This window comes from Pseudomonas sp. ArH3a (genome assembly GCF_022648765.1).
Lineage (GTDB): Bacteria > Pseudomonadota > Gammaproteobacteria > Pseudomonadales > Pseudomonadaceae > Aquipseudomonas.
The window spans coordinates 3,723,339-3,747,046 of sequence record NZ_CP080330.1 but is presented as its reverse complement, the minus strand read 5'-3'; the positions used below and the strand labels follow the sequence as shown (position 1 = coordinate 3,747,046).

General features: G+C 54.4%; 27 protein-coding genes and 3 pseudogenes. 17 read left to right on the top strand and 13 right to left on the bottom strand.

Annotation, left to right across the window (positions count from 1 at the left end; genetic code table 11):
* Positions 1-1,029 precede the first annotated feature (1,029 nt).
* Genes K0P33_RS16950 through K0P33_RS16930 form a run of 5 tightly spaced genes read left to right on the top strand, consistent with a single transcriptional unit; the run spans position 1,030 to position 3,539 of the window.
* Positions 1,030-1,989 (top strand): phage tail protein, encoded by a 960-nt coding sequence (locus K0P33_RS16950; RefSeq protein WP_242149761.1) that lies wholly within the window; start codon positions 1,030-1,032, stop codon positions 1,987-1,989.
* Complete coding sequence (locus K0P33_RS16945; protein ID WP_242149758.1) at positions 1,989-2,279, top strand: hypothetical protein; 291 nt, start codon at positions 1,989-1,991, stop codon at positions 2,277-2,279. Before K0P33_RS16950 ends, K0P33_RS16945 begins: the two co-directional genes overlap by 1 nt.
* Entirely contained in the window at positions 2,276-2,530 is a 255-nt protein-coding gene (locus tag K0P33_RS16940; protein WP_242149755.1) for a hypothetical protein, read from the top strand. Before K0P33_RS16945 ends, K0P33_RS16940 begins: the two co-directional genes overlap by 4 nt.
* A 56-nt stretch (positions 2,531-2,586) precedes the next feature.
* Positions 2,587-3,012 carry a structural protein gene (locus K0P33_RS16935; protein WP_242149751.1) on the top strand — a complete coding sequence of 142 codons (426 nt, stop codon included), beginning with the start codon at positions 2,587-2,589 and terminating at the stop codon, positions 3,010-3,012.
* Positions 3,009-3,539, top strand: coding sequence for a lysis system i-spanin subunit Rz (locus K0P33_RS16930; RefSeq protein WP_242149749.1), 531 nt, complete (start codon positions 3,009-3,011; stop codon positions 3,537-3,539). The genes K0P33_RS16935 and K0P33_RS16930 overlap by 4 nt, the downstream gene beginning before the upstream one ends.
* A gap of 595 nt (positions 3,540-4,134) precedes the next feature.
* Here the strand turns inward: K0P33_RS16930 and K0P33_RS16925 are convergent.
* Both K0P33_RS16925 and K0P33_RS16920 read right to left on the bottom strand, forming a co-directional pair.
* Positions 4,135-4,665 carry a hypothetical protein gene (locus K0P33_RS16925; RefSeq protein WP_242149746.1) on the bottom strand — a complete coding sequence of 177 codons (531 nt, stop codon included), beginning with the start codon at positions 4,663-4,665 and terminating at the stop codon, positions 4,135-4,137.
* A 49-nt stretch (positions 4,666-4,714) separates the two neighbouring features.
* Positions 4,715-5,155, bottom strand: a complete 441-nt coding sequence (locus K0P33_RS16920) for a PACE efflux transporter (RefSeq protein ID WP_242149742.1) — start codon at positions 5,153-5,155, stop codon at positions 4,715-4,717.
* A gap of 115 nt (positions 5,156-5,270) precedes the next feature.
* Here K0P33_RS16920 and K0P33_RS16915 point away from each other — a divergent pair, with 115 nt between their 5' ends.
* The 4 genes and pseudogenes from K0P33_RS16915 (at position 5,271) to K0P33_RS16900 (ending at position 8,287) form a co-directional block, all read left to right on the top strand.
* Positions 5,271-6,161, top strand: a complete 891-nt coding sequence (locus tag K0P33_RS16915) for a LysR substrate-binding domain-containing protein (RefSeq protein WP_242149738.1) — start codon at positions 5,271-5,273, stop codon at positions 6,159-6,161.
* A gap of 166 nt (positions 6,162-6,327) precedes the next feature.
* Complete coding sequence (locus K0P33_RS16910) at positions 6,328-6,627, top strand: hypothetical protein (RefSeq protein WP_242149735.1); 300 nt, start codon at positions 6,328-6,330, stop codon at positions 6,625-6,627.
* 363 nt (positions 6,628-6,990) lie between these two features.
* Positions 6,991-7,527 (top strand): annotated as a pseudogene (locus K0P33_RS16905) (hypothetical protein).
* Positions 7,528-7,969: 442 nt separating this feature from the next.
* Positions 7,970-8,287, top strand: coding sequence for a hypothetical protein (locus K0P33_RS16900; RefSeq protein WP_242156065.1), 318 nt, complete (start codon positions 7,970-7,972; stop codon positions 8,285-8,287).
* Between the two features lie 331 nt (positions 8,288-8,618).
* On the opposite strand, the gene K0P33_RS16895 is transcribed toward K0P33_RS16900, so the two are convergent.
* A complete protein-coding gene (locus tag K0P33_RS16895) occupies positions 8,619-9,929 on the bottom strand; it encodes a PAS domain-containing methyl-accepting chemotaxis protein (protein WP_242149732.1) in 1,311 nt (436 codons plus the stop codon).
* Between the two features lie 664 nt (positions 9,930-10,593).
* On the bottom strand, positions 10,594-11,436 hold the full coding sequence (locus K0P33_RS16890; protein ID WP_242149730.1) for an enoyl-CoA hydratase/isomerase family protein: 843 nt from the start codon (positions 11,434-11,436) through the stop codon (positions 10,594-10,596).
* A 103-nt stretch (positions 11,437-11,539) separates the two neighbouring features.
* On the opposite strand from K0P33_RS16890, the gene K0P33_RS16885 reads away from it, so the two are divergent.
* Together K0P33_RS16885 and K0P33_RS16880 are read left to right on the top strand one after the other, a co-directional pair.
* On the top strand, positions 11,540-11,923 hold the full coding sequence (locus K0P33_RS16885) for a helix-turn-helix domain-containing protein (protein WP_242149727.1): 384 nt from the start codon (positions 11,540-11,542) through the stop codon (positions 11,921-11,923).
* 17 nt (positions 11,924-11,940) lie between these two features.
* A pseudogene (locus K0P33_RS16880) lies at positions 11,941-12,084 on the top strand (transposase domain-containing protein); the annotation flags it as partial.
* Here the strand turns inward: K0P33_RS16880 and K0P33_RS16875 are convergent.
* Positions 12,066-12,557 (bottom strand): AAA family ATPase, encoded by a 492-nt coding sequence (locus K0P33_RS16875; protein WP_242149724.1) that lies wholly within the window; start codon positions 12,555-12,557, stop codon positions 12,066-12,068. The pseudogene K0P33_RS16880 and the gene K0P33_RS16875 sit on opposite strands and share 19 nt — an antisense overlap.
* A 366-nt stretch (positions 12,558-12,923) precedes the next feature.
* Positions 12,924-13,382: a helix-turn-helix domain-containing protein gene (locus tag K0P33_RS16870; protein WP_242149722.1), complete on the bottom strand. Its 459-nt coding sequence runs from the start codon at positions 13,380-13,382 to the stop codon at positions 12,924-12,926.
* A 96-nt stretch (positions 13,383-13,478) separates the two neighbouring features.
* Here K0P33_RS16870 and K0P33_RS16865 point away from each other — a divergent pair, with 96 nt between their 5' ends.
* Positions 13,479-14,420 carry an aromatic alcohol reductase gene (locus K0P33_RS16865; RefSeq protein ID WP_242149719.1) on the top strand — a complete coding sequence of 314 codons (942 nt, stop codon included), beginning with the start codon at positions 13,479-13,481 and terminating at the stop codon, positions 14,418-14,420.
* A 408-nt stretch (positions 14,421-14,828) separates the two neighbouring features.
* Entirely contained in the window at positions 14,829-15,116 is a 288-nt protein-coding gene (locus tag K0P33_RS16860) for a helix-turn-helix transcriptional regulator (RefSeq protein ID WP_242149716.1), read from the top strand.
* 82 nt (positions 15,117-15,198) lie between these two features.
* Here K0P33_RS16860 and K0P33_RS16855 read toward each other — a convergent pair whose 3' ends face one another.
* Positions 15,199-15,462 carry a hypothetical protein gene (locus tag K0P33_RS16855; protein ID WP_242149713.1) on the bottom strand — a complete coding sequence of 88 codons (264 nt, stop codon included), beginning with the start codon at positions 15,460-15,462 and terminating at the stop codon, positions 15,199-15,201.
* 483 nt (positions 15,463-15,945) lie between these two features.
* A complete protein-coding gene (locus tag K0P33_RS16850) occupies positions 15,946-16,506 on the bottom strand; it encodes a fasciclin domain-containing protein (RefSeq protein WP_242149711.1) in 561 nt (186 codons plus the stop codon).
* Between the two features lie 242 nt (positions 16,507-16,748).
* Here K0P33_RS16850 and K0P33_RS16845 point away from each other — a divergent pair, with 242 nt between their 5' ends.
* Positions 16,749-17,297, top strand: a complete 549-nt coding sequence (locus K0P33_RS16845; RefSeq protein ID WP_242156063.1) for a GNAT family N-acetyltransferase — start codon at positions 16,749-16,751, stop codon at positions 17,295-17,297.
* A gap of 8 nt (positions 17,298-17,305) precedes the next feature.
* Here the strand turns inward: K0P33_RS16845 and K0P33_RS16840 are convergent, their stop codons facing one another.
* From K0P33_RS16840 to K0P33_RS16825, 4 genes are read right to left on the bottom strand one after another with little or no spacing between them, the layout of a single operon-like run.
* A complete protein-coding gene (locus K0P33_RS16840; protein ID WP_242149708.1) occupies positions 17,306-17,551 on the bottom strand; it encodes a helix-hairpin-helix domain-containing protein in 246 nt (81 codons plus the stop codon).
* A gap of 49 nt (positions 17,552-17,600) precedes the next feature.
* Positions 17,601-17,855: a hypothetical protein gene (locus tag K0P33_RS16835; RefSeq protein WP_242149705.1), complete on the bottom strand. Its 255-nt coding sequence runs from the start codon at positions 17,853-17,855 to the stop codon at positions 17,601-17,603.
* A complete protein-coding gene (locus tag K0P33_RS16830) occupies positions 17,856-18,392 on the bottom strand; it encodes a GNAT family N-acetyltransferase (protein WP_242149703.1) in 537 nt (178 codons plus the stop codon). It abuts the gene before it with no gap.
* A gap of 7 nt (positions 18,393-18,399) precedes the next feature.
* Positions 18,400-19,149, bottom strand: a complete 750-nt coding sequence (locus tag K0P33_RS16825) for an SDR family oxidoreductase (protein ID WP_242149700.1) — start codon at positions 19,147-19,149, stop codon at positions 18,400-18,402.
* A 362-nt stretch (positions 19,150-19,511) separates the two neighbouring features.
* Between K0P33_RS16825 and K0P33_RS16820 the strand changes: the two genes are divergently transcribed.
* From K0P33_RS16820 to K0P33_RS16810, 3 genes and pseudogenes are all read left to right on the top strand, one after another.
* Positions 19,512-20,120 carry a LysE family translocator gene (locus K0P33_RS16820; protein ID WP_242149698.1) on the top strand — a complete coding sequence of 203 codons (609 nt, stop codon included), beginning with the start codon at positions 19,512-19,514 and terminating at the stop codon, positions 20,118-20,120.
* A gap of 341 nt (positions 20,121-20,461) precedes the next feature.
* Positions 20,462-20,542 (top strand): annotated as a pseudogene (locus tag K0P33_RS16815) (S26 family signal peptidase); the annotation flags it as partial.
* A gap of 169 nt (positions 20,543-20,711) precedes the next feature.
* The gene (locus tag K0P33_RS16810) at positions 20,712-21,695 is read left to right on the top strand and encodes a GlxA family transcriptional regulator (protein ID WP_242156061.1); all 984 of its coding nucleotides are present in this window, start codon (positions 20,712-20,714) and stop codon (positions 21,693-21,695) included.
* On the opposite strand, the gene K0P33_RS16805 is transcribed toward K0P33_RS16810, so the two are convergent.
* On the bottom strand, positions 21,631-23,616 hold the full coding sequence (locus K0P33_RS16805; RefSeq protein ID WP_242149695.1) for an avidin/streptavidin family protein: 1,986 nt from the start codon (positions 23,614-23,616) through the stop codon (positions 21,631-21,633). The two genes, K0P33_RS16810 and K0P33_RS16805, sit on opposite strands and share 65 nt — an antisense overlap.
* Positions 23,617-23,708: the final 92 nt, after the last annotated feature.

Here is a 23,708-nt window from a genome sequence, read left to right as displayed (position 1 = left end):
TGTACTACAGCTGGATGAAAACTCATTCACCGTTCGCGTGATTTATTCAGCAGTAGTTCAAAAAGTAGCAGGGGAGGCAAGAAGTAGGTTCATCTCCATACCTGGCGCTACACCAGCATCATGTGCGGCAATCTGTCTACCAAGCACTGGCTCTTGGAGCGGTAGCTCGAATGGGCAAGACGCCAATGTCTCTCAGTACGATGCTCAAGTTGTCTCGGGTGGGGTAATTGTGTGGTTTGGAAATCGCAATATGCCCGATGGGAGATTAGGAGTATCTCCACAAAGATTATTAGTGTTGAGGTATAGGTAATGTCCTATGGATTAAGATTTACCAATAACTCAGATGTCGTGACTCTTGACTCTGAGTTTTCTAGGCTCGTAGTGCTTTTCTCTGCAAGGTACGTAGGGAGTGCAACTTTTCCCTATCCTATAACCTCGGCTGAGCCGCCGTTGATTTTTGTAAGGCCGGACAGCAACGCGGTATTTCAGTGGATTAGAATTACCGGATCACCTGGAAACTGGACGGGCTGGGTAAACTCCTCATCTACCGGCATTGCGGGTACTTATTTCCTAGCAGCCTACCAGGCTCGAGAAACCGAGACTTATGGTATGCGGCTATGGGATGGCAGTTCGAAACTTTTATTTGATAGCGGTACACCCTGTGCGCAGTTTACGAGTGTAGTTGCCGGCTGGAGTTTTCTAGGGGCTACAAACACTTCCGTAGGTAGGTGGTCGTTTAATTGGTCTACCACCGCCCCACTAAGTAGTGGCGACTATATGCTGATAAACACAATCGCTATGGACCTTCCGGGAGGCAGCACTTACTCTAAGCTGAGCTGCTCCTGGGACTATGCAAATAACAGGGTTTTGGTTTTGCTGCAGAATATCGGCGATTACAACGGTAGCAGTTTTTTTCTACCATTATTATTTGCAAAACCAGTTTCATAGACTGGGCGCGCACTCAAAACTTGAGCGGGTTTTTATTGCCTGGAGAAAAATATGGTTTGGCAAAGAGCAGGGACAGTTGCAGTGCAGAATGGCAGCAACACTGTCGTCGGCACGAACGTAGATTTCGCCGCCAGCAGCCGGAATGGCGATTCATTTGTTGGCCCAGACGGGGCGACGTACGAGCTGGCGAACGTCGCAAGCTCCACGGTGATATCGATCCTGCCGCCTTACAAAGGTCCGACAGTCAGTGGCGCGGCGTACGCCATCATGCCCGTGCAGGGCTACGACAAGATGCTTTCTGACGCCTTCAATGCGCTGAACAATCAGTTTGGGGCGAAGCTGGCGGCGCTGGGTACCACTGGCAACTACGACATTCTGCCCGTGGTCAAGGGCGGCACCGGCAGCAACAGCGCATCTGGCGCGCAGTCGAGCCTTGGGCTTAAAGATGCCAGCGCGGCGCTATTGCTTGCAAACCTTGGGATAAGGGGGAGCGCAACAGGGTTCGGTATAAACGGTTTATATGTGGGATGGAATGGTGAGAGTGCGTCGGGGTCCGCGAACTTCATCGTAAACCGAGGCGGGGGCCTTGGGGGTTTCAGCTTTCGCAGTGTTAACAGCAACAATACGGAAAGCGGCCCGATCACGACGTTGTCTTATGAGGGCGTCCTCAACGTTCCCGGGGGGATTCAGCTAAACGGAAAGAACTTGGTTGAGCGAGGCTCGAACGCAAACGGTGACTATGTCCGACTAGCTGACGGCACTCAGATCTGCTGGAAGCGCATAACGACGGACGCTTCAAGCAACGCAATCGGGGCGATTTACGGCAGCGGTGCTTTCGGCGCAGGCCCGTTCCCAGCATCCTTTACCGAGATCCCCAAGATTGTCCATTCCGGGTACATCGCCTCTGGCACAGTCAATGCGATGTGGTCGTCTTGCTACAGCACGCCTTCGCAAACTAGCTGGGGTAACTATCGGATGCTGTCCGCTGGCTCCTACGGGGCGGGTTACATTGATGTTGTAGCAGTGGGGAGGTGGTTCTGATGATTATAAAGTTTTCACCACAGCGCAGAGACGATGAACTTACAGTCAGCAAACGAAGTGATGTGCTGACCATCAATGGAGAGCGCTTCGATTTTCGAGAGCTGCCAGAGGGCGCTGTTTTGCCGGCTTCGGCAGTTGAGTGCGAGTTTGTCGTAGGCGATGTCACGCGAAAAAATGGCGAGCTGATTGTTACGCTGCTTTTGCCTTACGGCCCTGATGCAACCGAGGCAGCAAAATTCCCCGCCGATATCGTCAGCCCGCCTGACGGAAACGTGAGTCTTCCCCAATGAAAAACATTGATTTCAGCAAGATGGTGACTGTCGAGCAGCGCGAGAAAGAAGACCGCCGGGCAACGCTTGAGGCTGTTTTGGCTTCTCGCCGGGCCGCGTACCTGGCCGAATCTGATCCGCTTCGCCTGGAGGCTGACTACGACGCAATGAGCCAGGGCCGTGAACCGGACTATGCGAAGTGGTTTGCGTCGGTTGCAGCCATCAAGGCGCGCTTCCCGCTTCCAGCGACCGATGACACTACCGATTCCTGATCAGCAACAGCACACCACGGCCGCCTTGTGCGGTTTTTTTTCGCCTGGAGAAAAGTATGCCGACCACAGAAACTCGAGGGGTGCGGAACAACAACCCTGGAAATATTGACTACAACCCGGCCAACGACTGGAAGGGTCAACTCAAGCCAGACCTAGCTATTGAGAAGCGCTTTGCCCGGTTCGACACGCCTGAGAACGGTATCCGCGCCTTGGGTAAGGCGCTGCTGACCTACCAGCGTAAGCATGGGCTGAAGACGGTCAAGGCCATCATCAGCCGCTGGGCGCCATCGGTGGAGAACGACACGGCCGCCTATGTGCGCGCGGTTGAGGCGAACACCGGGACCCGCCCGGGCGCCGAGGTGGACCTTTCGCAGCCCTTGGTGATGTCCGGTTTCGTCAAGGCGATCATCCATCATGAAAACGCGGGGTATGCCTATCCCGCCGCCGTTCTGGCTGAAGGCGTGCGGCGGGCGCTGGCATGACGCCGGTGCAGAAGCTGGTCGGTCTGGCTGTGCTGGTTCTGGTGCTGATGGCCGGCGTCTGCGGCGTGACCTGGCAGGTTCAGGATTGGCGCCTGGGCAAGAAGCTCGCCGAGCAGATCGCGGAGCAGCGCATTGCGCACCAGAAAGACCTGGACGCAATCACCGGCGAGGCCTGGCGTCAGCAGGCCGCCGAGCAGGACAAGCGGCTGGCCACCGAGCGGCAGCTCGCCACCCTGGACCAACAACACACCAAGGAATTATCCGATGCTCAGCGCAACCAGGCTCTTCTGCGTGACCACCTTGCTACTACTGAGTTGCGGTTGTCAGTCCTTCTCGACGCCACGGATCCAGCCAGTGGTTGCAACGTGCCTGCCGCCGCCGGCACCGTCGGCTTGGTTCATGCAGCCCGTAGAGCCCAACTTGACCCAGCGCATGCTCAAAGAATTATCGCCATCACCGACGACGGGGATAACGCCGTGATCGCGTTGCATGCCTGTCAATCGTACGTTAGGGCGATCAATCGCTGACCTACATTCGTGGGTGTGAAAATCAACATGGCTGATTCCGCAGTTTGTCAACGGGGCTTCATGGCGATTCGCCCGATCTGTCAACCTGCGCAAAATCGCAAGTTGGCTGCTCACGACAAAATCGACGCAAAATATTCCGGAAATTATTCCTGGTGATGCCTACGGTTTGGATTTGGTGTTCGTCGGCCGGACGCCGGGGGTGAGGAGGGCAGTTTTAGGCGTGGGACAATCCTGGGACACTAGATGTCCCAAATAGACATGAATGCAGATGATGCGTTATTAGGTGAAAGCCAATGGAAACAGGTGTTTCGCCCTTTTGGCTCAGCAAATTGGCAGATGATTAACGGATTGCAAATCCGCCTACGCCGGTTCGATTCCGACCTCGGCCTCCACTCTTAGAAACCCCGTAGATTAACGTCTACGGGGTTTTTTATTGCCTGCGATTTGGTCATCGCGTCCGCAACCCCGCTTTTTCGGGAAATTCAAGACGCCATTATCGGTATGCCTCTCCTCGATTGGACGTGGGATTGTGCTCGAGACCGAGGAGCCTGAGCATCCACTAACTGCCAAACGCGTACGTTTAAATCGATAGGGGTTATGCAGCAACGTAGGCAAGAACCGGCTGGAGGCAAGTGAGCGGCGGTGCCGAATCAAGCATGTCGGTAGATTCACACCATGGATAGCTGCGACCTTGAAGCCAATCCATTATTTTGCGCATATGCTGGGAAGGACACTCCAACATGTGTTCGATAACAATGGACAGTTGAATGGCCAGGCCGCTTTGCGGTGAAAAGACCCAATGATATTCCCCGCAACCTACGCGTAACTCTCCAGTCGCTTTTGTTGACATGCCAACCAGCCATTTGCACTTATGAACATTTGCTCCGGGCTTTGGAGGGTCACCGAAGCAGAATGTATAAATGTTCTCATATTGCAGGCTAAAGCCGCGTACCAGTACTTCAGCAATATCTTCGCGCCCCTGGACGTTGGGAGGAAATCGGATGCTGCTCGTCTTCACTAACACGTTAAGAGTTGCGTCTAGACTGAAAGCATGGCGCAACAAGTCGGGCCGATTTCCGTCCTTGCCAAAGATGTAGTTCTCAATCGCTTTGGTGGTGTTTTTCATGTACAAATCCTAGTGCTGCTGTAGGTAGGCTAATCGGATTCCGGGCGGATTATGGGTTAACCGAAACCTCCGCCTTCGCGGAGTTTGGTACATCAAATATCCTATCGAAGACCCATTGAAACGCCAGCGCGTAAAAGAAGAAGAAAACGAACAGCCCTAGGTCGGTGATCAGTGCAGCCCACCAAGAAATCTCCAGCCACCATGCCACCAGTGGTACCAACAGTAGAACTAGCCCACCCTCAAAACCCAGTGAGTGGAGCAAGCGCCTACCCAACGTGCGAGTACGCTGCGGCTGATGCGCTTCCCAGAATTCAAAAACGTAGTTAAACAGCACGTTCCACAGCAGCGCGCATACAGACAACATCAACGACAGCGCACCCGCATGAGCCAGGCCTTCGTCGTATATCAACGAGATGCTGGGCGACAGCACCGCAACAGCGATTGATTCATAGAGGATGGCTTGAAGAATTTTTCGCGAAGGTCCTTGCATGGTGTTTTCCGAAGGTTGAGTAGATCGAATACCCGCGACGGTATCGCTCCGTACACACCAGGAAAAATGAGATAAATTGAATACACATTAATTCAATTCACCTAGGGAACCATGTGTGTTTTCGACTCTTCCGCTTAACGCGTTGCGCACCTTCGAGGCGGCTGCGCGACTGGGTAGCTTTAAAGCGGCAGCAGAGGAACTCTCTGTCACCCCCGCGGCCATTTCCCACCAGGTCAAGACGTTGGAAACCCGCCTCGGAGCGCCGCTGTTTAAACGATCTGGACAAGGTGTGGCATTGACCGAAGAGGGTGAGTTGCTATATCGCCAGACTCATCGCGCATTATTAGACATTCGCAGCAGCCTGGAGGCCTTCTATCCGGACACTGTTCCCCAAACCCTGACCATTTCCACTACGCCGGGCTTGGCCGCAGCCTGGCTGATTCCACGGCTGGGTAGTTTCTATCGGAGCTTTCCGCAATTCAATGTGCGGGTCGATACACGTAACGAACTAGTCGATCTGCTGCGTGATTCCAGTGTCGATCTTGCTATTCGCTCGGTCAGCCGCGATGACCCGAAGTTGTTCTGTCAGGAGCTAATGAACGAGCAGTTCTCGGTTTACGGCGCCCCCGGTCTGGTGGCCTCGCTGAACGTAAATCAGATCGAACTGATCAACCTACACTGGAAAATTCCGGGAGCATTTTCAATAAACTGGGAGAGCTGGTGCGCGGCCGCAGAATGCCAGGCCTGGCTTGAAACGGCGCAGATGCGTGAGTTCGACGATGAGCATTTTGCTTTGAGTGCTGCAATCGCGGGTCATGGGCTGGTGCTGGCAAGCAATGTACTGGTAGCCGACAGCCTCAGGCATGGAGAATTAGTGGCCTATAGGCCAGAAGTCAGCCTGCTTGGTCCGCGTTACATTGCGGTGTGCGTGCCAGGGCGGGAGCGACAAGTACATGTGAGCGCGTTCCTGATGTGGCTGGCAGGTGCTGCTCTACAGGATGGATGACAATATTCGTTTGCTGCCCCTTACGACAGGCAGCAATCGACCCAAACCAGTCAGTCGAAACAGACCGGAATCGACCCTTAACGGTCTTTCGCTTTTGACAGTCTGAAAGTTTATGTAATCTCGCGAAATCCGTTCGCAAATTCGTTGTAATACCCGGGATACCTTTATGCAGACTGCTCAAACCAGGCTACTCGCGCTTGCACTGATAGAGATCAGGACGTTGCTTGCAGATTATCTGGGAAGTGATGTAGATGCTCCAATGAGCGTCCGTGTTGCGGCCCATATGGCCTATGCACTCCATAATGAGGCGGAGGCTACATACAGCAATGCTGACTTTCAACTCGACTGTGCGACCCAAAAAATAGCCGCAATTGATCAGATTCTTGGTGTTTCGGATGGAGCCGCATTGTTGAGTAGATTTGACGTCGAAGACAAAATCAATCCGGATGACGCCCAACCTGAATGACCGCTTCTGGCCGAAGGAGGAGTCTTAGATCTGCCCTCCATAGCAACTCCACTTGAATCACTCAGGCAACGACGAATACCTTTTGCGCCAGGTTTACCGGTTGTGCCGAGTGCTGTGACGTAGTCATGATCCATCCTCTGTTAGGTGAGGGTGCTGAAGCACCTGGCTTGTAGGGTCCTGCATGTCGGCCTCCTAAAGCTCGGCCCATTGCCCTCGATAACCCGTATAAATTCACCAATCAAGGATCGATAAAGTGGCACTTTGTGAGTGCTGACGTAATAAAAGCGGGGGCGTTTTTGGATGTAATGAACTACTCACGTCCATGGGTTTCTAAATTAATTAATCCATATTTGGTGAGCGACTGTGTCTAAGATCATTACCTATGAGACCAGTACGCATGAGCCTCTTCCCGCTGAGGCATTTGTATTCGGCACTGCGAAAGACCGTCTCGATTTCTATCGCCGAGAAATTCAGTACGAAACCACTCTGCTATCGAATCGAACAAATGCGAATCTGACGGCGCAATCGTTTTTGGTGATTGCGTTTGCATCCTCAATGGCCAATCTCAACCCGCAATGGGGCAACATCTTTACGTTGGTTGTGCCATTGCTATTGGCGTTACTCGGGGTTGTGAGTTCGCTGAATGCATGGCCAGGGATTCGAGCTGCTTACGCAATAATTGATCAGTGGCATTTCAAGCAAAGCAATCTGTTGCGCAGCGAGCCTGCAATGGGGCTTAACTATGATGATTCGCCCCTGTTCTGCGAAGCGTAATCCAGTCAAAAGGGGTATATAAAATCCCTTCAGTTTTCTATGAGAACCCCATGGCTTTTTGTGATTTTCTGGGTGGTTCTTGCAAGCTTTAGCACTTATATCCAGTTCTCGAATCCCGGTTTTTAAGCTGGGCTCGTGGCCAGGTTGATTGTGGGCCGCGATTTCGTCCGCATCGGGGTGTGTCTGCCCTGACTTAATCCGGCATACCGGCTGCCCGGGGAACCTTTCGGCCTATGTTTCAGATCACACTGCGATATGACTGATGCCGGGGAGGGCCAGGCGCTCGGGCCGTTATCGATAGGCTGTCGTGACGTAGGTTGTTCAGACTGGTTCACGGAACGTATGATCAGAACAAGCACCGTTTCGGGCGCTAAGACTCACACCCTTTGAAGGACATGAGCATGGAAAAGCACTTCGGTAATTCAGGCCTTTTCAAGGCTACTTCGTATCACTGCAACAAGCTCCTGAGCGGCGGTGTCGCTAACTGGGAGCTGAAAAATAGTGCGTTGAATACGAAGGAGTTTTTGATATGTCCAAAGAACTACTCGGAGTTTCTGCTCTAGGGTTAATGGTGGTCGGTGAGTTTTGTGCGATTTACAGTGAGGTAGTAACCGCCAAGCTTGCCCACACAGGGAGTGGCTCGTGGGAAGGGTTCGTACTTCCTGTTGCACTTATGTGTTTTGCAGGGCTTTGTCTGCTGGGTGCTTATTGGCTTGGATACGTTGCCGTCGGTGATATCTGGATCGTCACCGTGGTCTCGGTTACCTCTTTGTTGCTTCTGGAGCCCATTGTGGTCTGGTCTCTGTTTCATGAAGCACCAGGGCGAGGCGCACTCATTGGGTTCGTCTTGGGCGCTTTGGGCATGCTTTCCACTGTATTGCTTTAACTCACCCTTCTGGCCCAGCAATCAAATGCTGGGCCAATTCGCGCATCTGGATCAGCTCAAGCCGTTAATTCGGCGCACTCAGCTCGGCGCACTATTCGCCCCTTAGCCATTCGCCTTTCCGACATCCGGTGTGGTGCTGACGTGGATTTGTCACCGCCGGCTATAATGGTTGGTTTCGTCACGGCGATCATCCACCACGAGAACGCAGGCTATGCCTATCCTGACGCCGTGTTGGCGCAGAAGCGGTCAGCCAGAAACCGCCATATTTCACAGGGCCAGCGCGTCCTCTTGTCGGGTAAAGCCGCAAGATTGATGCATTGATACAACGGGTTCACAGTTGTTTTGCAAACCGTTCAACCGCACCTAAAACTTCTCGGGCGCCAGATTGAATTTCCAGTATCACGCTTCCTGCTTGTTGAGCCAGCATCAGCCCTTGCTCCGCCTGGGAACGACTGCTACCCATGTTTGCTACGGCTTCATCGACTAGAAGCTGATTTTTTTGCACGACTGCAACGATCTCCTCAGTCGCATTACTCGTTCTTCCTGCAAGTTGCCGTACTTCGTCTGCGACAACCGCAAACCCTCTACCTTGTTCGCCTGCGCGCGCCGCCTCGATTGCCGCGTTCAATGCTAATAGATTAGTTTGAGCAGCGATTCCACCGATAGTTTGTACCATCGAGCTGATCAGATAAGACTGCTTACCCAAGGCTTCAATGCCTTCCGAAGCAGACGATATTTGGTCGACAATTTTGTTCATTGTGCCGACCGTTTCCTGAACAACTTCTGCTCCCCGATTTGCAGAAATATCAGTTTGCTGTGAAATGTCGTAGGCCGTGCTAGCAGCAGAACTAATCTCTTGTTCGCGCTGAACTTGATCGGTGACCACGGTGGCGAACTTTACAATCTTGTAAAGTTTTCCTCGGGTGTCATAAACAGGGTTGTAGGTAGCTTCAAGCCAAATTTCCCGGCCAGAACTATCTATTCTTTTGAATCGGTTTGCTACGAAATTTCCGTCATTCAGCGTTTTCCAAAACTGCTGGTATTCTGAGGAAGAAGTATAGGCGGGCTCACAAAATAAGCTATGATGCTTCCCCACTAATTGTACAAGTGAATAACCCACTGCATTTAAGAAATTATCGTTCGCGGTGATAATCTTTCCCGACGTGTCGAATTCTATCACTGCGGTAGATCTCAGCAGCGCTTGGATGAATTCGCTATTTTCACGTGACTTGTCTATAGAGTCTGTGGCATCTATTCCATAACAAGCCATATGGGTTGTACGACCACTTTCATCTTTGATTGGGCACCAAGCTGCGTGTATCCAAACCATTCGACCGTCGGCTGTGATGTATCTGTAGTCATCGCTGACTGATCGTCCTTCAGACATCGCACGCATAAAATTTTTATAACAAGAAAGGTCTTTGACATACGAGGGTGATAGGGTGCCTAGTGAGGCGCCAATTAATTTAGTTTGTTCGTAACCTACTAGTTTCGCGAAATTTTTATTGATGCAGGTAATCGTCAGGTTGCTATCGACAGTCATGGTGACCATTTCAGCACTTACACCGTCTTGTAATGCTTGCTGCCTTTTGACTTCACCCTTTAATTCCATTAGCTCTTTTTTTAAGGTTTTGTTGAACATATAGATGCCCGAGGTAAGGTTGTGTGGGCCCTAAGGCGAAGCCATCGCAGCTAAAATTAAGTTAGCTAGCTAAGCGCTTGGGTGGTTCGATGGTTTTAGCTACTTTTCAATTGTAGTTGACCTCTTGTACACGTGTTAAAGATTTTTGAAACCCATTATTCTGTGTGTCCAACCAAGGCTGTCTTTGTACTGAGTGAGGTTTATCTATTCAGTTGGGTGTTCAGCTTTCAATAAGCACTCAAAAGCGTTATTCCATTTTGTATTAAGTGCTGCAATAAAGTGCGCATCGCGGATGCGTTGAATGTGCCATGCTCCGCATGGGTACCTATGATGCTCTTACACGCGTTTTCAACTCTGTAGAAGCGTGTGCCATCCGTTCCGTGTTTGATATGTTTTATCAAACTGACTTATTAAGACCTGCGGGCCACGTCAGCGGCTGAAGCGCTTGATCGGATTTCTCGGCCGGACGTCTATTCCACCAAGCTGGCTCAACGTTGATCGAATGCACGCAAGTACTGCTCTGGCACAAGTGCTGGTCAGCGTTTTTCTCGGGCGCTGTGATCGTCAAAGTCGAAATCGGTTTGCAGGGATCTTTGCCCGGCAGCTGCCGAAGGTATGCGCAGTTGTGGCCCATGGATTATCTCCAGTAAGGCGCCGCCCTCCGTTACCGGTGGTGGCAATTCAGTCCTCGGAGAAGGCTCTCCAGATTTCGCTCCCCTTCTTTAGTCTGCGCGCCAGCCTTAAGCCCTCCCCGGATGAGCTTTTCAGCCGCCGGACGTTCGAAGAGTCCCGCCCAGGCATCGTGCTCGCGGCGAAAGCCTTCCCGCAGGTCTGTTCTGGGCACTGCTTTTTTTGCGGCGGCGATTACCCCTTCGGGCAGTGCGGCGATGTTGCGCGCCAGCCGATCAACGAAATCGTCAAGTTGGTCTGCAGGTATCGCTCTGTTGATCCATCCATAACGTTCTGCCGTTATTGCGTCGATGAGATCGGCGCCAAGTATCACTTCAAGAGCTCGGCCGCGTGTCATCCGACTAGGAAGGTATTGAGTCGCTCCACCCCCTGGGGTGATGCCCATCAACGCTTCGCATTGGGCAAGTCCTGCTCGGTCTTCTGCGGCAAATACCATGTCGGCTGCCGAGATGAACTCTGCGCCACCCCCGCGCGCCAATCCGGCGAGCTTGATAATTGTTACCTGTGGCTGATCTCGCAGCAGCTCGCCGAATGCCTGGAACGGGTTGAGAGCCTCTGGAGACTCATGAACAAAATCGTCAAACGCGTGCGGCTCGTCGATTAATGTCATATCGACATGCGCTATGAAAAACTCTGGGTCCGCACTCTGGAATACCAGCACGCGGCTGTTTGTGTCATCACGAGCGCGAAGGAGAAAGCGCTGTATCTCGCCCATCAAAGATACGTCGAGTACGTTCACTGGCGGATTATTAATTGTGATCGTCGTAACGCCATTAGCGTTGGAAATGTGAAGTTTGCCGACGTCTGTATCTGTCATCTGAGTACTCCTTGGTTAGGTGCGCTAATGATCTGATAGTATTTATTGGTTACTTGGAGTCAATTACGCACCTGAAGCATCCTAGGTGTACTGGAGGATACCAATGGAAGATACTGACCCGATCTACCGCGCCGATTGTCCAAGCCGCGTGATACTCGATCAGATAGCAGATAAATGGTCGATGATGGTTCTGGCTGTATTGTGCGAGCCCTGTCGCTTCAATGCCATCAAGCGTCGTCTCGATGGCATCACCCAACGCGTGCTGACCCAGACGCTACGCAAACTGGAGCGCAACGGAATGTTGACGCGTAGAGTTCTGGATGGACGAGTGCTTGGTGTCGAGTATGCCCTGACACCACTGGGTAGCTCGTTGCAGGGGGCATTCTCGGTTCTGTTCGACTGGACAGTCGAGAATATGGACGCCATTCAAGACTGCCGACGTAGCTATGACGCAGCTGAAAAAAAAGAGCGAATTATGAACTGTTAAGTTACCCACTACGTGGCTTGGTTGGGCCTGCGCGGCTTACTGGCCATGATCCGTATGCGTATTTGAAGGAGGTACTGGCGCGGCTGCTGACGCAACGGGCGAGCGAGATCGCCGAGCTGTGGCCGCATAACTGGAAGTCGATTCAGTCTTTAGAAGCATGAGCGTTCGCGCTAGCCTGTGCATCAACAACTAAAATTTCGGTGAAACCCTCGCTCAAGCGTGGAGGCTGAAGTGCTTTAAAAACGTTTCTAATGGCATTCTCAGGAACCATCTCATCATCAGGGCGCAATTGATTACGTGCCAAACAGTCTTCCAGCGAAGTAGTGAACCAAGTAGCTACTGCATCTACCCCATGCTTCTTGGCTGCCTGTATGAGCGATTCACGCTCACAGCGCTGAACCAGGATGGCATCAAAGATTACAGCGCCAGGCTCAACTAAACGCGTCGATTTGGCCCAAGTGCTTTTTCCTGCACCCTGAGCGCCTATCAACACATACAGACGAGAAGGCTTGGGAGTCACTAGCAGAGCCTCTGATAGGGCAAGGTGAGCCCTCTGCCAAGCCAGTCTATTTAGCTCAGCATTAATAATGCGGCCATTCTCCGTCTGTAAGAAGTGATCAGGATTGATGTGCATGAAGACGGCCGGCCAGGAAAGGCGTGAATGTAGCATTTGAACGCAGGGGTGGCCGGAAACTGTTTTTAGGCAGGAGTTCGGAAAGGTCGGCCCTATGCCGTGAAAATTTACGTCTTACACAACAGCATCGAAGGTGTGTTAGCCAGGGGGGCGTCATGGCTCCGAGATGGAGTTGTTTACCGGATCGCTTCGCAGTGGCAAACGGGCAGCGGCGATCATGAGTCTGATCCAGTCGCTGCCAACGCAGCGCGCCAGTGATATTGATCAACTTCTCCCACATCAATGGATGCAGGCCTGACTTACGCGCTGTAAGTTGGACGGACGCTTAGCGATCTAGTCGTGAGACGTTGCTTGTAACGCGGAAGATTACTCAGGCGCTTCTGGACCTACTGGAATCGACACGGGAATTTGCCATGACGGCTTTTTGCCATCTTGACTGTCGAACATTCGACGCGCTTTGCGGAATTCCTCGGCGTTCTCGACTACCCAAGTCCAGATAGGGGACATACGGATCAACAGTCCCAGGCCCAGCGGCGTCAGCTCATACTCGACCCGGGGCGGAATTTCACCGAACTCCCGCCGAATCAGTAGACCATCGCGCTCCATGGCGCGTAGTGTCTTCGTCAACATTCGCTGAGTTACACCCGCCATCTGCCTTTTAATCTCGGCATGGCGCATCTTACCGTAGACACCTAACGCATGCAGAATGCCCAATGACCAGCGGCTACCTGCGTGAGCGAGGACTTCGCGCCTGACGCCATCATCATCTTCTCTTAGCGTTTGGCAGATAGTTTCTGCCTGCTTAAGAGTTTCATGATCGGTCATTTCTCCCCCTGGTATCACACGTGTGCCTTCTTACGAGCGCTGCCGAATCGTGCAAGCATTCGCTCATCTTACAGGCAATAGGTCTCAGGAGAAATCATGACCAAAGTGACCCAGCTTCCCCCCCAATCAATTCTTGTTCTAGGCGCAGGTGAACTGGGTCTTCCGGTTTTACGCAATCTTGCGCGGGTGGCAAAGCGTACGCCCGGCTCCAAAATCAGCGTCCTGCTCAGGGATTCGACCATCAACACTCAGGTGCCGGAGAAAAAGGTAGAAATCGATGAGCTTCGCAGTCTAGGCATCCAAATGGTCGCCGCAGACCTGGTGAATGACTCAATTGATCAGCTGGCTGAAGTGTTCGCACGGTTTGATACCGTAATAGGCTGTGCAGGCATGGTCGCGGGTCGAGAAACCCCGATGAAGTTGGCTACAGCCGCGCTCAAGTCCGGCGTGAAGCGCTACTTCCCATGGCAGTTTGGCGTCGATTTTGAGGTGATCGGTCGGGGCAGCCCCCAGGATCTATTCGATGCTCAACTCGATGTGCGCGAGTTGCTTCGTGCCCAAGACAAAACTGAATGGGTAATCATCTCGACGGGTATGTTCACCAGCTTTCTTTTCGAGCCTGTATTTGAGGTAGTGGACTTCGAAAACGACACAGTGAACGCCCTAGGCAGTCTTGAGAACAGCGTGACGCTCACGACACCAGACGACATCGGTACGCTGACAGCGGAAATCGTTTTCTTTGAGCCTCGCTTGCGCAATCAAATTGTCTACCTTTCTGGCGACACTGTGACGTATGGGCAGGTTGCGAACATCCTTGAGCAGGTTCTGGGACGCCCATTCAAACGTAACGTATGGACTGTTCCGTACCTAATCCAGGAATTGGAGAAAGACCCCACTCATCACATCAAAAAGTACCGCGCTGTGTTCGCACAAGGTAGAGGAGTGGCGTGGCCTAAAGCTGCCACTTTCAACGAGCAACAGTCGATTCAGGTCACCACCGCCGAGCAATGGGCTCAGAAAAACCTGCAGGCACTTTAACGCACAAGCGCGTAGCTGAATGATCCTGCGCCAGGGAATTACCTGCTGAGAAGCTCATTGGCCTGATAGTGGGCGTTGATGACTAAGACTGAAAAGTGGAGCGCGGGATTCATAGTCCGATGCCACGCCGTTTATTTATCGTACTCGTACGCTCTGCCGAAGTTTGAGGCGCTCTAAAACGACGCGCTGTCGAGATTTTAGAACTCACAGCCTGAATCAAGGTGACTTCACCGAACGCTTACTCAGCGTCGACGGCAATAACGCAGTAACCGCATTGCTGGCTTGGCAGGCGTATGTGAAAGCGTTGAGTCGAGAGCAGGGTTGCCAACGTTCAGTTTGGCTGTGCCGTCTGGAACTAATAATCTGCGGCCTCACTCTTACCTTCACCTAGTTAACCTGAGTAAAAACATGAGCATAGGTGCAAGGCTGAAGAGTGAGAGGCTTCGGCTTGGAATCTCCCAAGCTGAGATCGGGAAGTGGGGGGGTGTCGAAGTGAATGCTCAGGGGCGTTACGAGAACGATATAAGGTTCCCCCGCGCGGATTACTTGGCTGCTGTTGCAAAAGCCGGCGTTGACGTGCTCTTTGTCATCACCGGGCAGCGCACACAGAATGGCAGTACGGACTCCCTGAAGGCGGCTGAGGCACTGGACAGCGCAACTGAGTGCTTGGAAAAAGCCAAAGAACTTATTCACTGAACCCCCTGAGGCGCGCAGTGCTGAGCGAGGCACTCAACGCCCTTAAAGTGCACCTCGCCTGCCGCCTCCGTACGGCGAGGCCTTAGTGAATGGCCGAGGTACGTTGAGTGGGCGCTGGATCAAATTTGGAAACCTCCTGAACCCAGAAGCGCCGATACTTGGTCTGGTCAGGCGGGACGGGCTTATGAAGAGACCAAGAGTGCTCGGCATTCAAGGCGTCTCGATAAGCCTGCCACTCCTTCGCTTCAGCAACATCCGTAGCGCTTTTTTTGTCCTCAAACCAACCTAAAATGTAGACCTCACCTTGATCTCTTCCATGCTCTACCAGTAAGTAAATATCTTTCATAACCTAAGTCCACTGCCACATTTCTCAATTCCCCCGACTCGGGGCGCTTCTTTACAGGGTATCGGCCCACGCTTGCACTTGTTGAGACTTATTGCGCCGCCCATGCCCGCGTGGGGGGCCGTGCTGGCTGTCCTGACGCTCGAAAACCCTCCACGATCTGCGCCATGCCTGTTTTGTTGCTGACTTTATGAACTACGCTCGTCGTGTCGTTCGTAGTGCGAACATAGCGTTTGGAACGGTCACCATGGATAAGCGCCTTGCAGGTCTATCGTTTCTGCTCACCCTCGGATGGGTCGCCACCGTGGTGTCTGTGATGTGGTATTTCTACGACAGTTAGCCGGCGGGCCGGAGCCGTTCAGCCTGTTTCAGCGTGAAGCGCAGGCACAAGAGTTACCGTGTTATCCGGATTAAAGCCAGGTTTAGTGGTGCTCAACCAAGGTTTGACACCCGGCAAACTCTGGGTTTGCCGGGATTGCAGAGCGTTTAAGGCATCAAGACTGAGTCTACAACGTGGATCACACCGTTGGACTGCATCACGTCGGCGATGCTGATACTTGCCTTACCGCCCTTGGCATCCACCACCCAAAGCTTGCCGTCGTGCAGTTTGATATTCAGCGACTCACCTTGCACGGTTTTCAGCACAACGGTGCCGCCGTTCTTCTTGGCGTCGGCCATCAGTTGTGCCGATGTGTGAGTGCCGGGCACGACGTGGTAGGTCAGGATTTTAGTCAGGTCGGCTTTGTGTTCTGGCTTGACCAGCGTGTCGACGGTACCTGCCGGCAGCTTGGCAAAGGCTTCGTTGGTTGGCGCGAATACGGTGAAAGGCCCTTTGCTATTGAGCGTATCAACCAACCCGGCAGCCTTGACTGCTGCTACGAGTGTGGTGTGGTCCTTTGAATTGACCGCATTCTCTACGATGGTTTTGCTTGGGTACATCGCTGCGCCTCCGACCATCACTGTGTCGGCGGCAACGCTGAGTGTTGCAGTGACGCTGAGAATCGAGAAACAGGCTGCTGCAGCAAGTTTTTTGTAAAAAGCGTGCATGATGTATCTCCTTGGCTCTTATGCCCTCCGAGTGAGGGTATTGAATCTACGAGCCAACCATCAAAGTGGATGCACGGTTTCATAAAATAATTGTGTGAAGGCGGTGAATGGGTACATCACTGCAAAGCCTGTACGTTCGTAATGATCACGAAAAATACTCAGCCCGGCTGCGCATTGAGCTTTTTTGCATCTCGCCCTCAGTGCTACAGTCTTGAAAAACCACTGTATTGAAGGAAAAACCGGTGCTGGAGCTCTTTTCGGATCGACTCCATATGCGGCAGTTGTCTTCAACTGACTGGGCGCTTTTTCTACAGCTACATACTGACCCGAAGGTGATTGAGTATGTGTGCGACCACCCTGCGGAACATAGCTTACGAGAGAAGTTTGCATGCAGGCTTCCTGAGTGGACGCCAGATTCCGATCATTGGTTGTGCCTTGTCATCTGCGAGCGACATAGCGGCCAGCCTGTAGGTGTCACCGGCTTAAAGATGACCCGCAATGGGGCTGACGCGCCAGGAGCCGAAGTCGGCTACCTTCTTTTGTCGCAGCAGCACGGCAAGGGATATGGTGTCGAATCACTGAACAGCGTGATTGCCTATGCAGATGAAAGCTTGAGGCTCACTGCACTCCAGGCCACGGTAACAGCCGGGAATATTGCGTCATGTCGCGTGCTTGAGAAGTGTGGTTTTTCGCTGGAAAGCCGTGTTCCGAATGCAGTGCGAATCAATGATCAGGTATTTGAAGACTTGATATACACGCGTTCTATCGCCGCGAGCGTGGGTCACTCCTAGCCCCAAGTTCAGACGTTTTCTCCCTGAGCCCTCGCAAGTTCTACCGCCGCCGTAATTGCCGCTCGGGCCTGAGGGCTGTTTTTCCAGCACGTCGAACCCAATGCCGCAGACGCTTGCGCGAGGATGTCGCTCACGTGCGCTTTACCAAGTTCTTCCATCGACTCGATACCCATCTGCTCCAGCCGAGCAATGACGGTCGGGCCTACTCCCTTGAGCGCGAGCAAAGCGGTTCTTTCTTCCATTGAAAATGGCATCCGTAAACTCCTTATTTAACCGTGAATACGTGTTCGACCTGATGGGTTTTCATTCGGCCTCATGCCTGATAACACGTTGCTCCTTAACTTCCCCCGCATACCCACCAATCTTCTCCTGCTGAGCCGTCAGCAACGCACAAATCTTCATTAACGCGACTGCCTGCGCAGGCGTTTTAGCGCCTGCCGCCATGGCCGTCAGCTCAACCACCGACCAGCCGATAACCGCCGCCGCATCTTCAAGGTCATAAAACAATTCCTGCTGAGCAGTCCTCGGCCCATCGAGGCCTTGTATCAACTCTTCCATCTACTTCACCGCCTGCCGTTGCTTCAACGCCAATCCCATCACCACCATGCCGATTTCAGCCAGGTCAGTTTTGAATGGGATCTCGCCGATTTGATTGAACCCAAATGCCTCATAAAAGCCTCGGGCATTCAGGTTGGTCTTGAGTACATCCAGCCAAAGCAACGTTTCCCCACGAGATTGCGCCTGCTCACAAATGAACTGCAGAAACTGCTTCCCATACCCGTGACCTGTGGCTGATTTGAGCAGGTAGATTTTTTGCAGCTCCGCCCCCAACACCCCGGTAATAGGGCTGGGGGTTGACCAGTTAACCTTGGCAAACCCTACCGGTTTACCGCCACTGTCAGAGGCTATAAGCCACACATGCCGCTCGGTCGCTTCAAGCGAATGGCTCAGGGCGCTGGCTGAAAAGTCTTGATCGAGAAAACTCTGCATGCCGGCAGGCGACCAGATGGCGGAAAAGTGCTCGCGATAAGTCTCACAGCCGACCTCACGCAGGCTGTCGATATCGGCTTTTGTCGCTTGGCGTAAGTGAATCATAGGCCGCTCATTTGCCCCCAGTCACATCAAGGAACGTCCCGGTAATAAACGACGCTTCATCGCTCGCCAGCCACAATACCGCCCGTGCCACTTCTTCAGGTTGGCCGCCTCGGCCCATAGGGATGGAGTCCTTGACCCGATCGACCCGGCCCGGCTCGCCGCCGCTGGCGTGCATGTCGGTGTAGATGTGCCCCGGCCGGACGCAGTTGACGCGGATGCCGTCGCGGGCAACTTCTTTGGCGAAGCCGATGGTGAAGGACTCCAGGGCGCCTTTTGAGGCGGCGTAGTCGATGTATTCATGTGGGCTGCCGAGCCGCGCCGCCCCTGAGGACAGGTTGATCACCACGCCACCGCGACCGTTGTGGCGGTGGGACATGCGCTTGATGGCGTGCTGGGAGCACAGCATCGGGCCGATGGCGTTGACGGCGAAAATACGTTGCATCCGTGCAAAGTCGAGGTCTTCCAGGCGCGATTGCGGCCCCAGTATGGCCGCGTTGTTGACCAGTACATCGAGGCGCCCGAACTCACGGTCGATCGCGGCGAATAACGCGGCGACTTGCTCCGGGTCTGCGCTGTCGGCGCGTATCGCCAGCGCTCGACGCCCGGTGGCTTTCACGTCGTTGGCCACGGCGAGAGCTGCGGCTTCGTCAGACACGAAGCTGATTGCTACATCGTAGCCGCGCTCAGCCGCCAGGCGCGCAGTGGCTGCGCCTACGCCGCGACTTCCGCCGGTGATCAGGATGACGGGGGCACTCATGGTGTGATCCTTTGCTGGGGACAGGAATGGGCGGCCTCCGCCGATAAAATGCAGGCTCATGGTAGTCGATTTCCGAGTCGACGCTTGCTTACAGCGGCCATCGATTCCACATGGAGAGTCGCAGGGGCCGGTCGCCAGCGCGCAAACCTGGCTGGCGGGTATCGCGCATGCGCGCCTGGAAATACTTGAGGGTGTGGGGCACCTGCCGATGGTCGAGGCCAGCGCCAGAACCACCGCACACTGTCGCAAATTGCTCGACAAGGCCAAAGTGTATGCCTTGATCTGTCCCTAGCTGTACGGGGCGATGGGCTGCGCAAACCACTACTGTCGCAGGCATACCACCGTCGTTCGGATGCCGCACCATGTTCATGTCTACCAGCCTGCTGTCAGCCTTTGTGCTGTTCGCCTTTGTGTCCTCGATCACGCCTGGCCCCAACAACACCATGTTGCTGGCGTCGGGGGTGAACTTCGGGTTTCGCCGCTCCATGCCCCATGCGTTGGGGATCAGCATGGGGTTCATGCTGCTGGTGATTTCGGTGGGCCTGGGCCTTGGCGAAGTGTTCAAGCTGTTCCCGTGGGCTTACACCGTGTTGCGCTATGTGGGCGCGACGTATTTGTTGTACTTGGCGTGGAAGATCGCGACCGCAGGTGGCATGTCCGACAGCAGTGACGAGCACGGCAAACCCATGACCTTCCTCGGCGCGGCGGCGTTCCAGTGGGTCAACCCCAAGGCGTGGATCATGGCGTTGGGGGCCATCACCACCTACACGCCAGCGGAAGGTTATGTGACCAATGTGTTGGTGATCGCCCTGGTGTTTGCGGTGGTCAACCTGCCCAGCGTGTGTGTATGGGTGGGTTGCGGCACCGGCCTGCGCAACGTGTTGCGCGAGCCGCGCTGGATACGGGTGTTCAACGGGTCGATGGCGGGGTTGTTGGTGCTGTCGCTGTACCCGATGCTCTTTGCCAACTGACAGCGCCGCGCACAGCCGCCCAACAGTGCGGGCTTAAACGGGCGAGATGGTCGCCAGCAAGCCAATACCAATGGTCAGCACCAAAAAGCCGAACAGGAAAAGTGCCATCTTGGTCATAAGACCTCCGAAAGGAAGAGGGCGGCAGGAATCTTCCTGCCGGGAATGGGCCTATTGTCCGCTTCGAACAGTTTTCAATACAGGCGCAGATAGCAAAGAAAAAACCGTATCAGATTGGGCCGTGACGGCTTAACTGCGGGCTCGGGAGGCGGGCGCGTTTATGAAGATCAGCAGTAAATTGATCCCGGCAGCACGTGCCTTGCGCGATTTTGGCACCGGTGCTGGTGCCGGCCGGCAGCTACTTTATGTTGGGTGATAACCGCGATAACAGCGCGGATTCACGCTATATCGGCTTTGTGCCACGCTAGCTGCTGATCGGCCGCGCGCACCCTGTGCTGGCGGCCGCGCAGATCCTGGATAACTGGATGCCACGTTTTCGTCGATTCGGCGCGCTAATCCTCTAAGATGACGCCCATTGCATCTACAACAAAAGTGGGCTGACCCTCGATGGAAAGACGCCAGTTCAGCGGTGGCATGAAAGGCAAAAACCTGCGCTACCTCAATGAACCCCCCCAGCAGCCTGCAGCGACCACGCGTGTCGGCTTCTTGCTGCTCGAACACTTCTCCCTGCCCGCATTCACCCAGACCCTCGACACCCTCATCACCGCCAACCTGCTGCGCCCCGAATTGTTTGCCACACGTACCTTCGGTTGCTGCGAGGGCGAAGTCATCAGCGACCTGGGCCTGGTGATCCGCCCCGATGCGCGGCTGGAACTGTCGGCGCTGGCGCAACTGGACTTATTGGTGGTCTGCGGTGGCTTTCGCACCGAACTCAAAGCCTGCGATGAGTTGATCCAACTGCTGCGCACCGCCGCCGAACAGGCTGTGGGGCTGGCCGGGTTATGGAATGGCGCCTGGTTCCTCGGGCGCGCCGGCCTGTTGCAGGGCTACCGCTGCGCCATCCACCCGGAACATCGCCCGGCACTGGCGGAAGTCGCCAAGGCCGCCCAGGTCACCAGCGAACCCTACGTGATCGACCGTGACCGCCTGACGGCCTCCAGCCCATCAGGCGCCTTTCACATGGCCCTGGACTGGATCAAAACCCTGCATGGCAAGGCGTTGGTCGAAGGCATCGAAGACATCCTGTCGTTCGAAGAGTCGCGCTACCGGCGCATCAAACCCACCGAAAACGTCTGCGTCAGCGCGCCGCTGCGTGAAGTGGTCAAACTGATGGACGCCAACCTCGAAGAACCGCTGGAACTGGACCAACTGGCAGTCTATGCCGGCCGCTCGCGGCGCCAGTTGGAGCGGCTGTTCAAGGAACAACTGGGCACCACACCGCAACGCTATTACATGGAACTGCGCGTCACCGAGGCGCGGCGCTTGTTGCAGCACACCGAGCTGTCGCAAGTGGATGTGCTGGTGGCGTGCGGGTTTGTGTCACCGAGCCATTTCAGTAAGTGCTATAGCGCGTATTTCGGGTATAGGCCGTCGAAGGAAAAGAGACGGGTGAAGTAGCACGGATAAAACGCAACGACGAAAGCTTGGTGGCCAAGTAGGCCTGTGCGGGGGCCACAGGCGAACTTGCCAATACCACCAGGCTCAATGTTTGCCCGGCTAAATCCAAGGTGCCACAGAGTGTCGAAACCTCGCCTGCCTGGGTATTGGTGACGGTCAAGCTCACGGATTGAAACGCCAGCTTGCTGGAGACGGCGTTGATATCGGTAAAGCCGGACACTTCGACAAAGACGCCGCCCGAGGTTAACCGCCCCTGGACAATGCCAAAGCGATGCTGGGAGTCAGCCTCAACCGTCAATGACAGGAGCGTTTCATCGCTGGCGACCCAGCGCCCGCTTAAATCGTTATCAATCGATATCGATTCGATCGGCGCACAGGGAGTGGCGAGGGAGGGCTGTGCCACTCGACGATAAACCAGCTTGTCGATGTAATTGCCTCGGTTCGCCAAGTCAGGGAACTCACTGGACGCGACCAGCAGGTGCGACAGGGCCAGCACATCGCCTTTGTCACCCGTACTCAGCTGCCCGCTTAATCCTGAGGCCCACTGCCAACTGGGGTCGCTCGTTTCATTGCCAAGGTCGTGCCACTCAATCGCCAATGCCAACGGCTGGTTTTTCAGCCGTGTCGCGCCAGGCCCCAGTAAAGAGCCAGAGATTGCGTAATGGCCCGTTGAGCCGGTTGACGATTGGTACGTGCCGAAGACGTGCTGGCCTGAGACCTCCAGGGTCATCAACGAGCCATAGTCGTTCTGCCAGGTCCCGGCGACTGAGACAGTTTCTTCGGCACTGCGCGGCGGGGCGGCGCTGCCATCAAGCACTGTTCGTTTGCCAGGGATGAAAGGCGTCGAAGACGATTGCGTAATGATCTTGGGGCCATCAGGCCGGTTGAACAGCCAGACGCCCACCGGGGCCAGCGAATAAACAGTGTTAGAGCATTTCACCACTTGGTACTCATACACCGTATAGCAATGCTCCATCACCACCGACCCTACCAGTACCAGGTCGGTGAGACCCAGTGGCGCGAACTGCGGCAGCACCTGATTTTTTTGCGGGCCTTCTTCGATCAGGCAGTTGTAGAGATCGGCGCCCAGGGTGATTTCACCGTCGGCGAACCCCAGTACCACGTTGGGTTGATCGCCCAAGGCCATGCGAGCCAGGGTCTGGCGCATCAACCTGTCGTCGCCCTTGAACCGCGAAGAGCCGGAATCGATAGCGAACTTGAGGTTGGACGCCAGTTGTTCTGAGCCTACCGAATAAGACGTCAGTTCGGCTGACCAGATGTACTCCACCCCAGGCAACGCGGTGTAGACGGACCAAGGCAAAAACACGCATGCGCCTTTGGTTTTCAGCGGGTCAACCGCGCCCATACGGCAGGTGCCGTTGTGCGCATCGGCGTTCCAGTCAAATGTCACAAACGGGTAGGCGGGGTCGAGTTGCCCTTCACGCATCAACGTCTGGAGCACAAATGAATGACGGCCTTCCACATAAGCACTGCTGCAAGGCAGGCCTAGCCCGCCATCCCAGTCCAGTTGCTTGAATTGCTCACCCTCATAGGCTGCGGCCAAAAACAGCTGAGTGTCCAATTGAGCACCAGCAGGCGTGGTCAACAGGTCTGAGGCGGACTCGACCTGCATCGTGCCCCAAGGGCCAAAGCTGTAAGGCCTGCGCAGGCAATCGTTAAAGCTTGCGGTGCTGGAGGCATGAACGTCAAAACGCCCGCCCGCGAAATGCACACATTGATCATCCGGGCAGAGCGTCGACGTAACCCAGTTGATATTGGTACCTGTGTCGATAGCGAACTTCAGCGTTTGCGCCGGCGTGCCGAGTTTGAGCGGGCAATACCACGGGGTCGCGCCGTTGTTCTGAAAAGGCCCGCGCTGCATGGGGAAAACCAGGCTGCTTGGCGAGGGTCTGTTAGCCATGGGAACTCCGTTTCCAAGGGGATGGGGGCTGCGACTGATGTCGGGAGCCGTCTAGGGGCAGTATTCAATCCGGGTTTGCTGCCGGCGACTGC

Coding starts and splice junctions, on each gene's coding strand:
- K0P33_RS16945 (WP_242149758.1), top strand. CDS start 1,989: ATGATTATAAAGTTTTCACCACAGCGCAGAGACGATGAACTTACAGTC.
- K0P33_RS16940 (WP_242149755.1), top strand. CDS start 2,276: ATGAAAAACATTGATTTCAGCAAGATGGTGACTGTCGAGCAGCGCGAG.
- K0P33_RS16935 (WP_242149751.1), top strand. CDS start 2,587: ATGCCGACCACAGAAACTCGAGGGGTGCGGAACAACAACCCTGGAAAT.
- K0P33_RS16930 (WP_242149749.1), top strand. CDS start 3,009: ATGACGCCGGTGCAGAAGCTGGTCGGTCTGGCTGTGCTGGTTCTGGTG.
- K0P33_RS16925 (WP_242149746.1), bottom strand. CDS start 4,665: ATGAAAAACACCACCAAAGCGATTGAGAACTACATCTTTGGCAAGGAC.
- K0P33_RS16920 (WP_242149742.1), bottom strand. CDS start 5,155: ATGCAAGGACCTTCGCGAAAAATTCTTCAAGCCATCCTCTATGAATCA.
- K0P33_RS16910 (WP_242149735.1), top strand. CDS start 6,328: ATGCAGACTGCTCAAACCAGGCTACTCGCGCTTGCACTGATAGAGATC.
- K0P33_RS16900 (WP_242156065.1), top strand. CDS start 7,970: ATGGTGGTCGGTGAGTTTTGTGCGATTTACAGTGAGGTAGTAACCGCC.
- K0P33_RS16895 (WP_242149732.1), bottom strand. CDS start 9,929: ATGTTCAACAAAACCTTAAAAAAAGAGCTAATGGAATTAAAGGGTGAA.
- K0P33_RS16890 (WP_242149730.1), bottom strand. CDS start 11,436: ATGACAGATACAGACGTCGGCAAACTTCACATTTCCAACGCTAATGGC.
- K0P33_RS16885 (WP_242149727.1), top strand. CDS start 11,540: ATGGAAGATACTGACCCGATCTACCGCGCCGATTGTCCAAGCCGCGTG.
- K0P33_RS16875 (WP_242149724.1), bottom strand. CDS start 12,557: ATGCACATCAATCCTGATCACTTCTTACAGACGGAGAATGGCCGCATT.
- K0P33_RS16870 (WP_242149722.1), bottom strand. CDS start 13,382: ATGACCGATCATGAAACTCTTAAGCAGGCAGAAACTATCTGCCAAACG.
- K0P33_RS16865 (WP_242149719.1), top strand. CDS start 13,479: ATGACCAAAGTGACCCAGCTTCCCCCCCAATCAATTCTTGTTCTAGGC.
- K0P33_RS16860 (WP_242149716.1), top strand. CDS start 14,829: ATGAGCATAGGTGCAAGGCTGAAGAGTGAGAGGCTTCGGCTTGGAATC.
- K0P33_RS16855 (WP_242149713.1), bottom strand. CDS start 15,462: ATGAAAGATATTTACTTACTGGTAGAGCATGGAAGAGATCAAGGTGAG.
- K0P33_RS16850 (WP_242149711.1), bottom strand. CDS start 16,506: ATGCACGCTTTTTACAAAAAACTTGCTGCAGCAGCCTGTTTCTCGATT.
- K0P33_RS16840 (WP_242149708.1), bottom strand. CDS start 17,551: ATGCCATTTTCAATGGAAGAAAGAACCGCTTTGCTCGCGCTCAAGGGA.
- K0P33_RS16835 (WP_242149705.1), bottom strand. CDS start 17,855: ATGGAAGAGTTGATACAAGGCCTCGATGGGCCGAGGACTGCTCAGCAG.
- K0P33_RS16830 (WP_242149703.1), bottom strand. CDS start 18,392: ATGATTCACTTACGCCAAGCGACAAAAGCCGATATCGACAGCCTGCGT.
- K0P33_RS16825 (WP_242149700.1), bottom strand. CDS start 19,149: ATGAGTGCCCCCGTCATCCTGATCACCGGCGGAAGTCGCGGCGTAGGC.
- K0P33_RS16820 (WP_242149698.1), top strand. CDS start 19,512: ATGTTCATGTCTACCAGCCTGCTGTCAGCCTTTGTGCTGTTCGCCTTT.
- K0P33_RS16810 (WP_242156061.1), top strand. CDS start 20,712: ATGAAAGGCAAAAACCTGCGCTACCTCAATGAACCCCCCCAGCAGCCT.
- K0P33_RS16805 (WP_242149695.1), bottom strand. CDS start 23,616: ATGGCTAACAGACCCTCGCCAAGCAGCCTGGTTTTCCCCATGCAGCGC.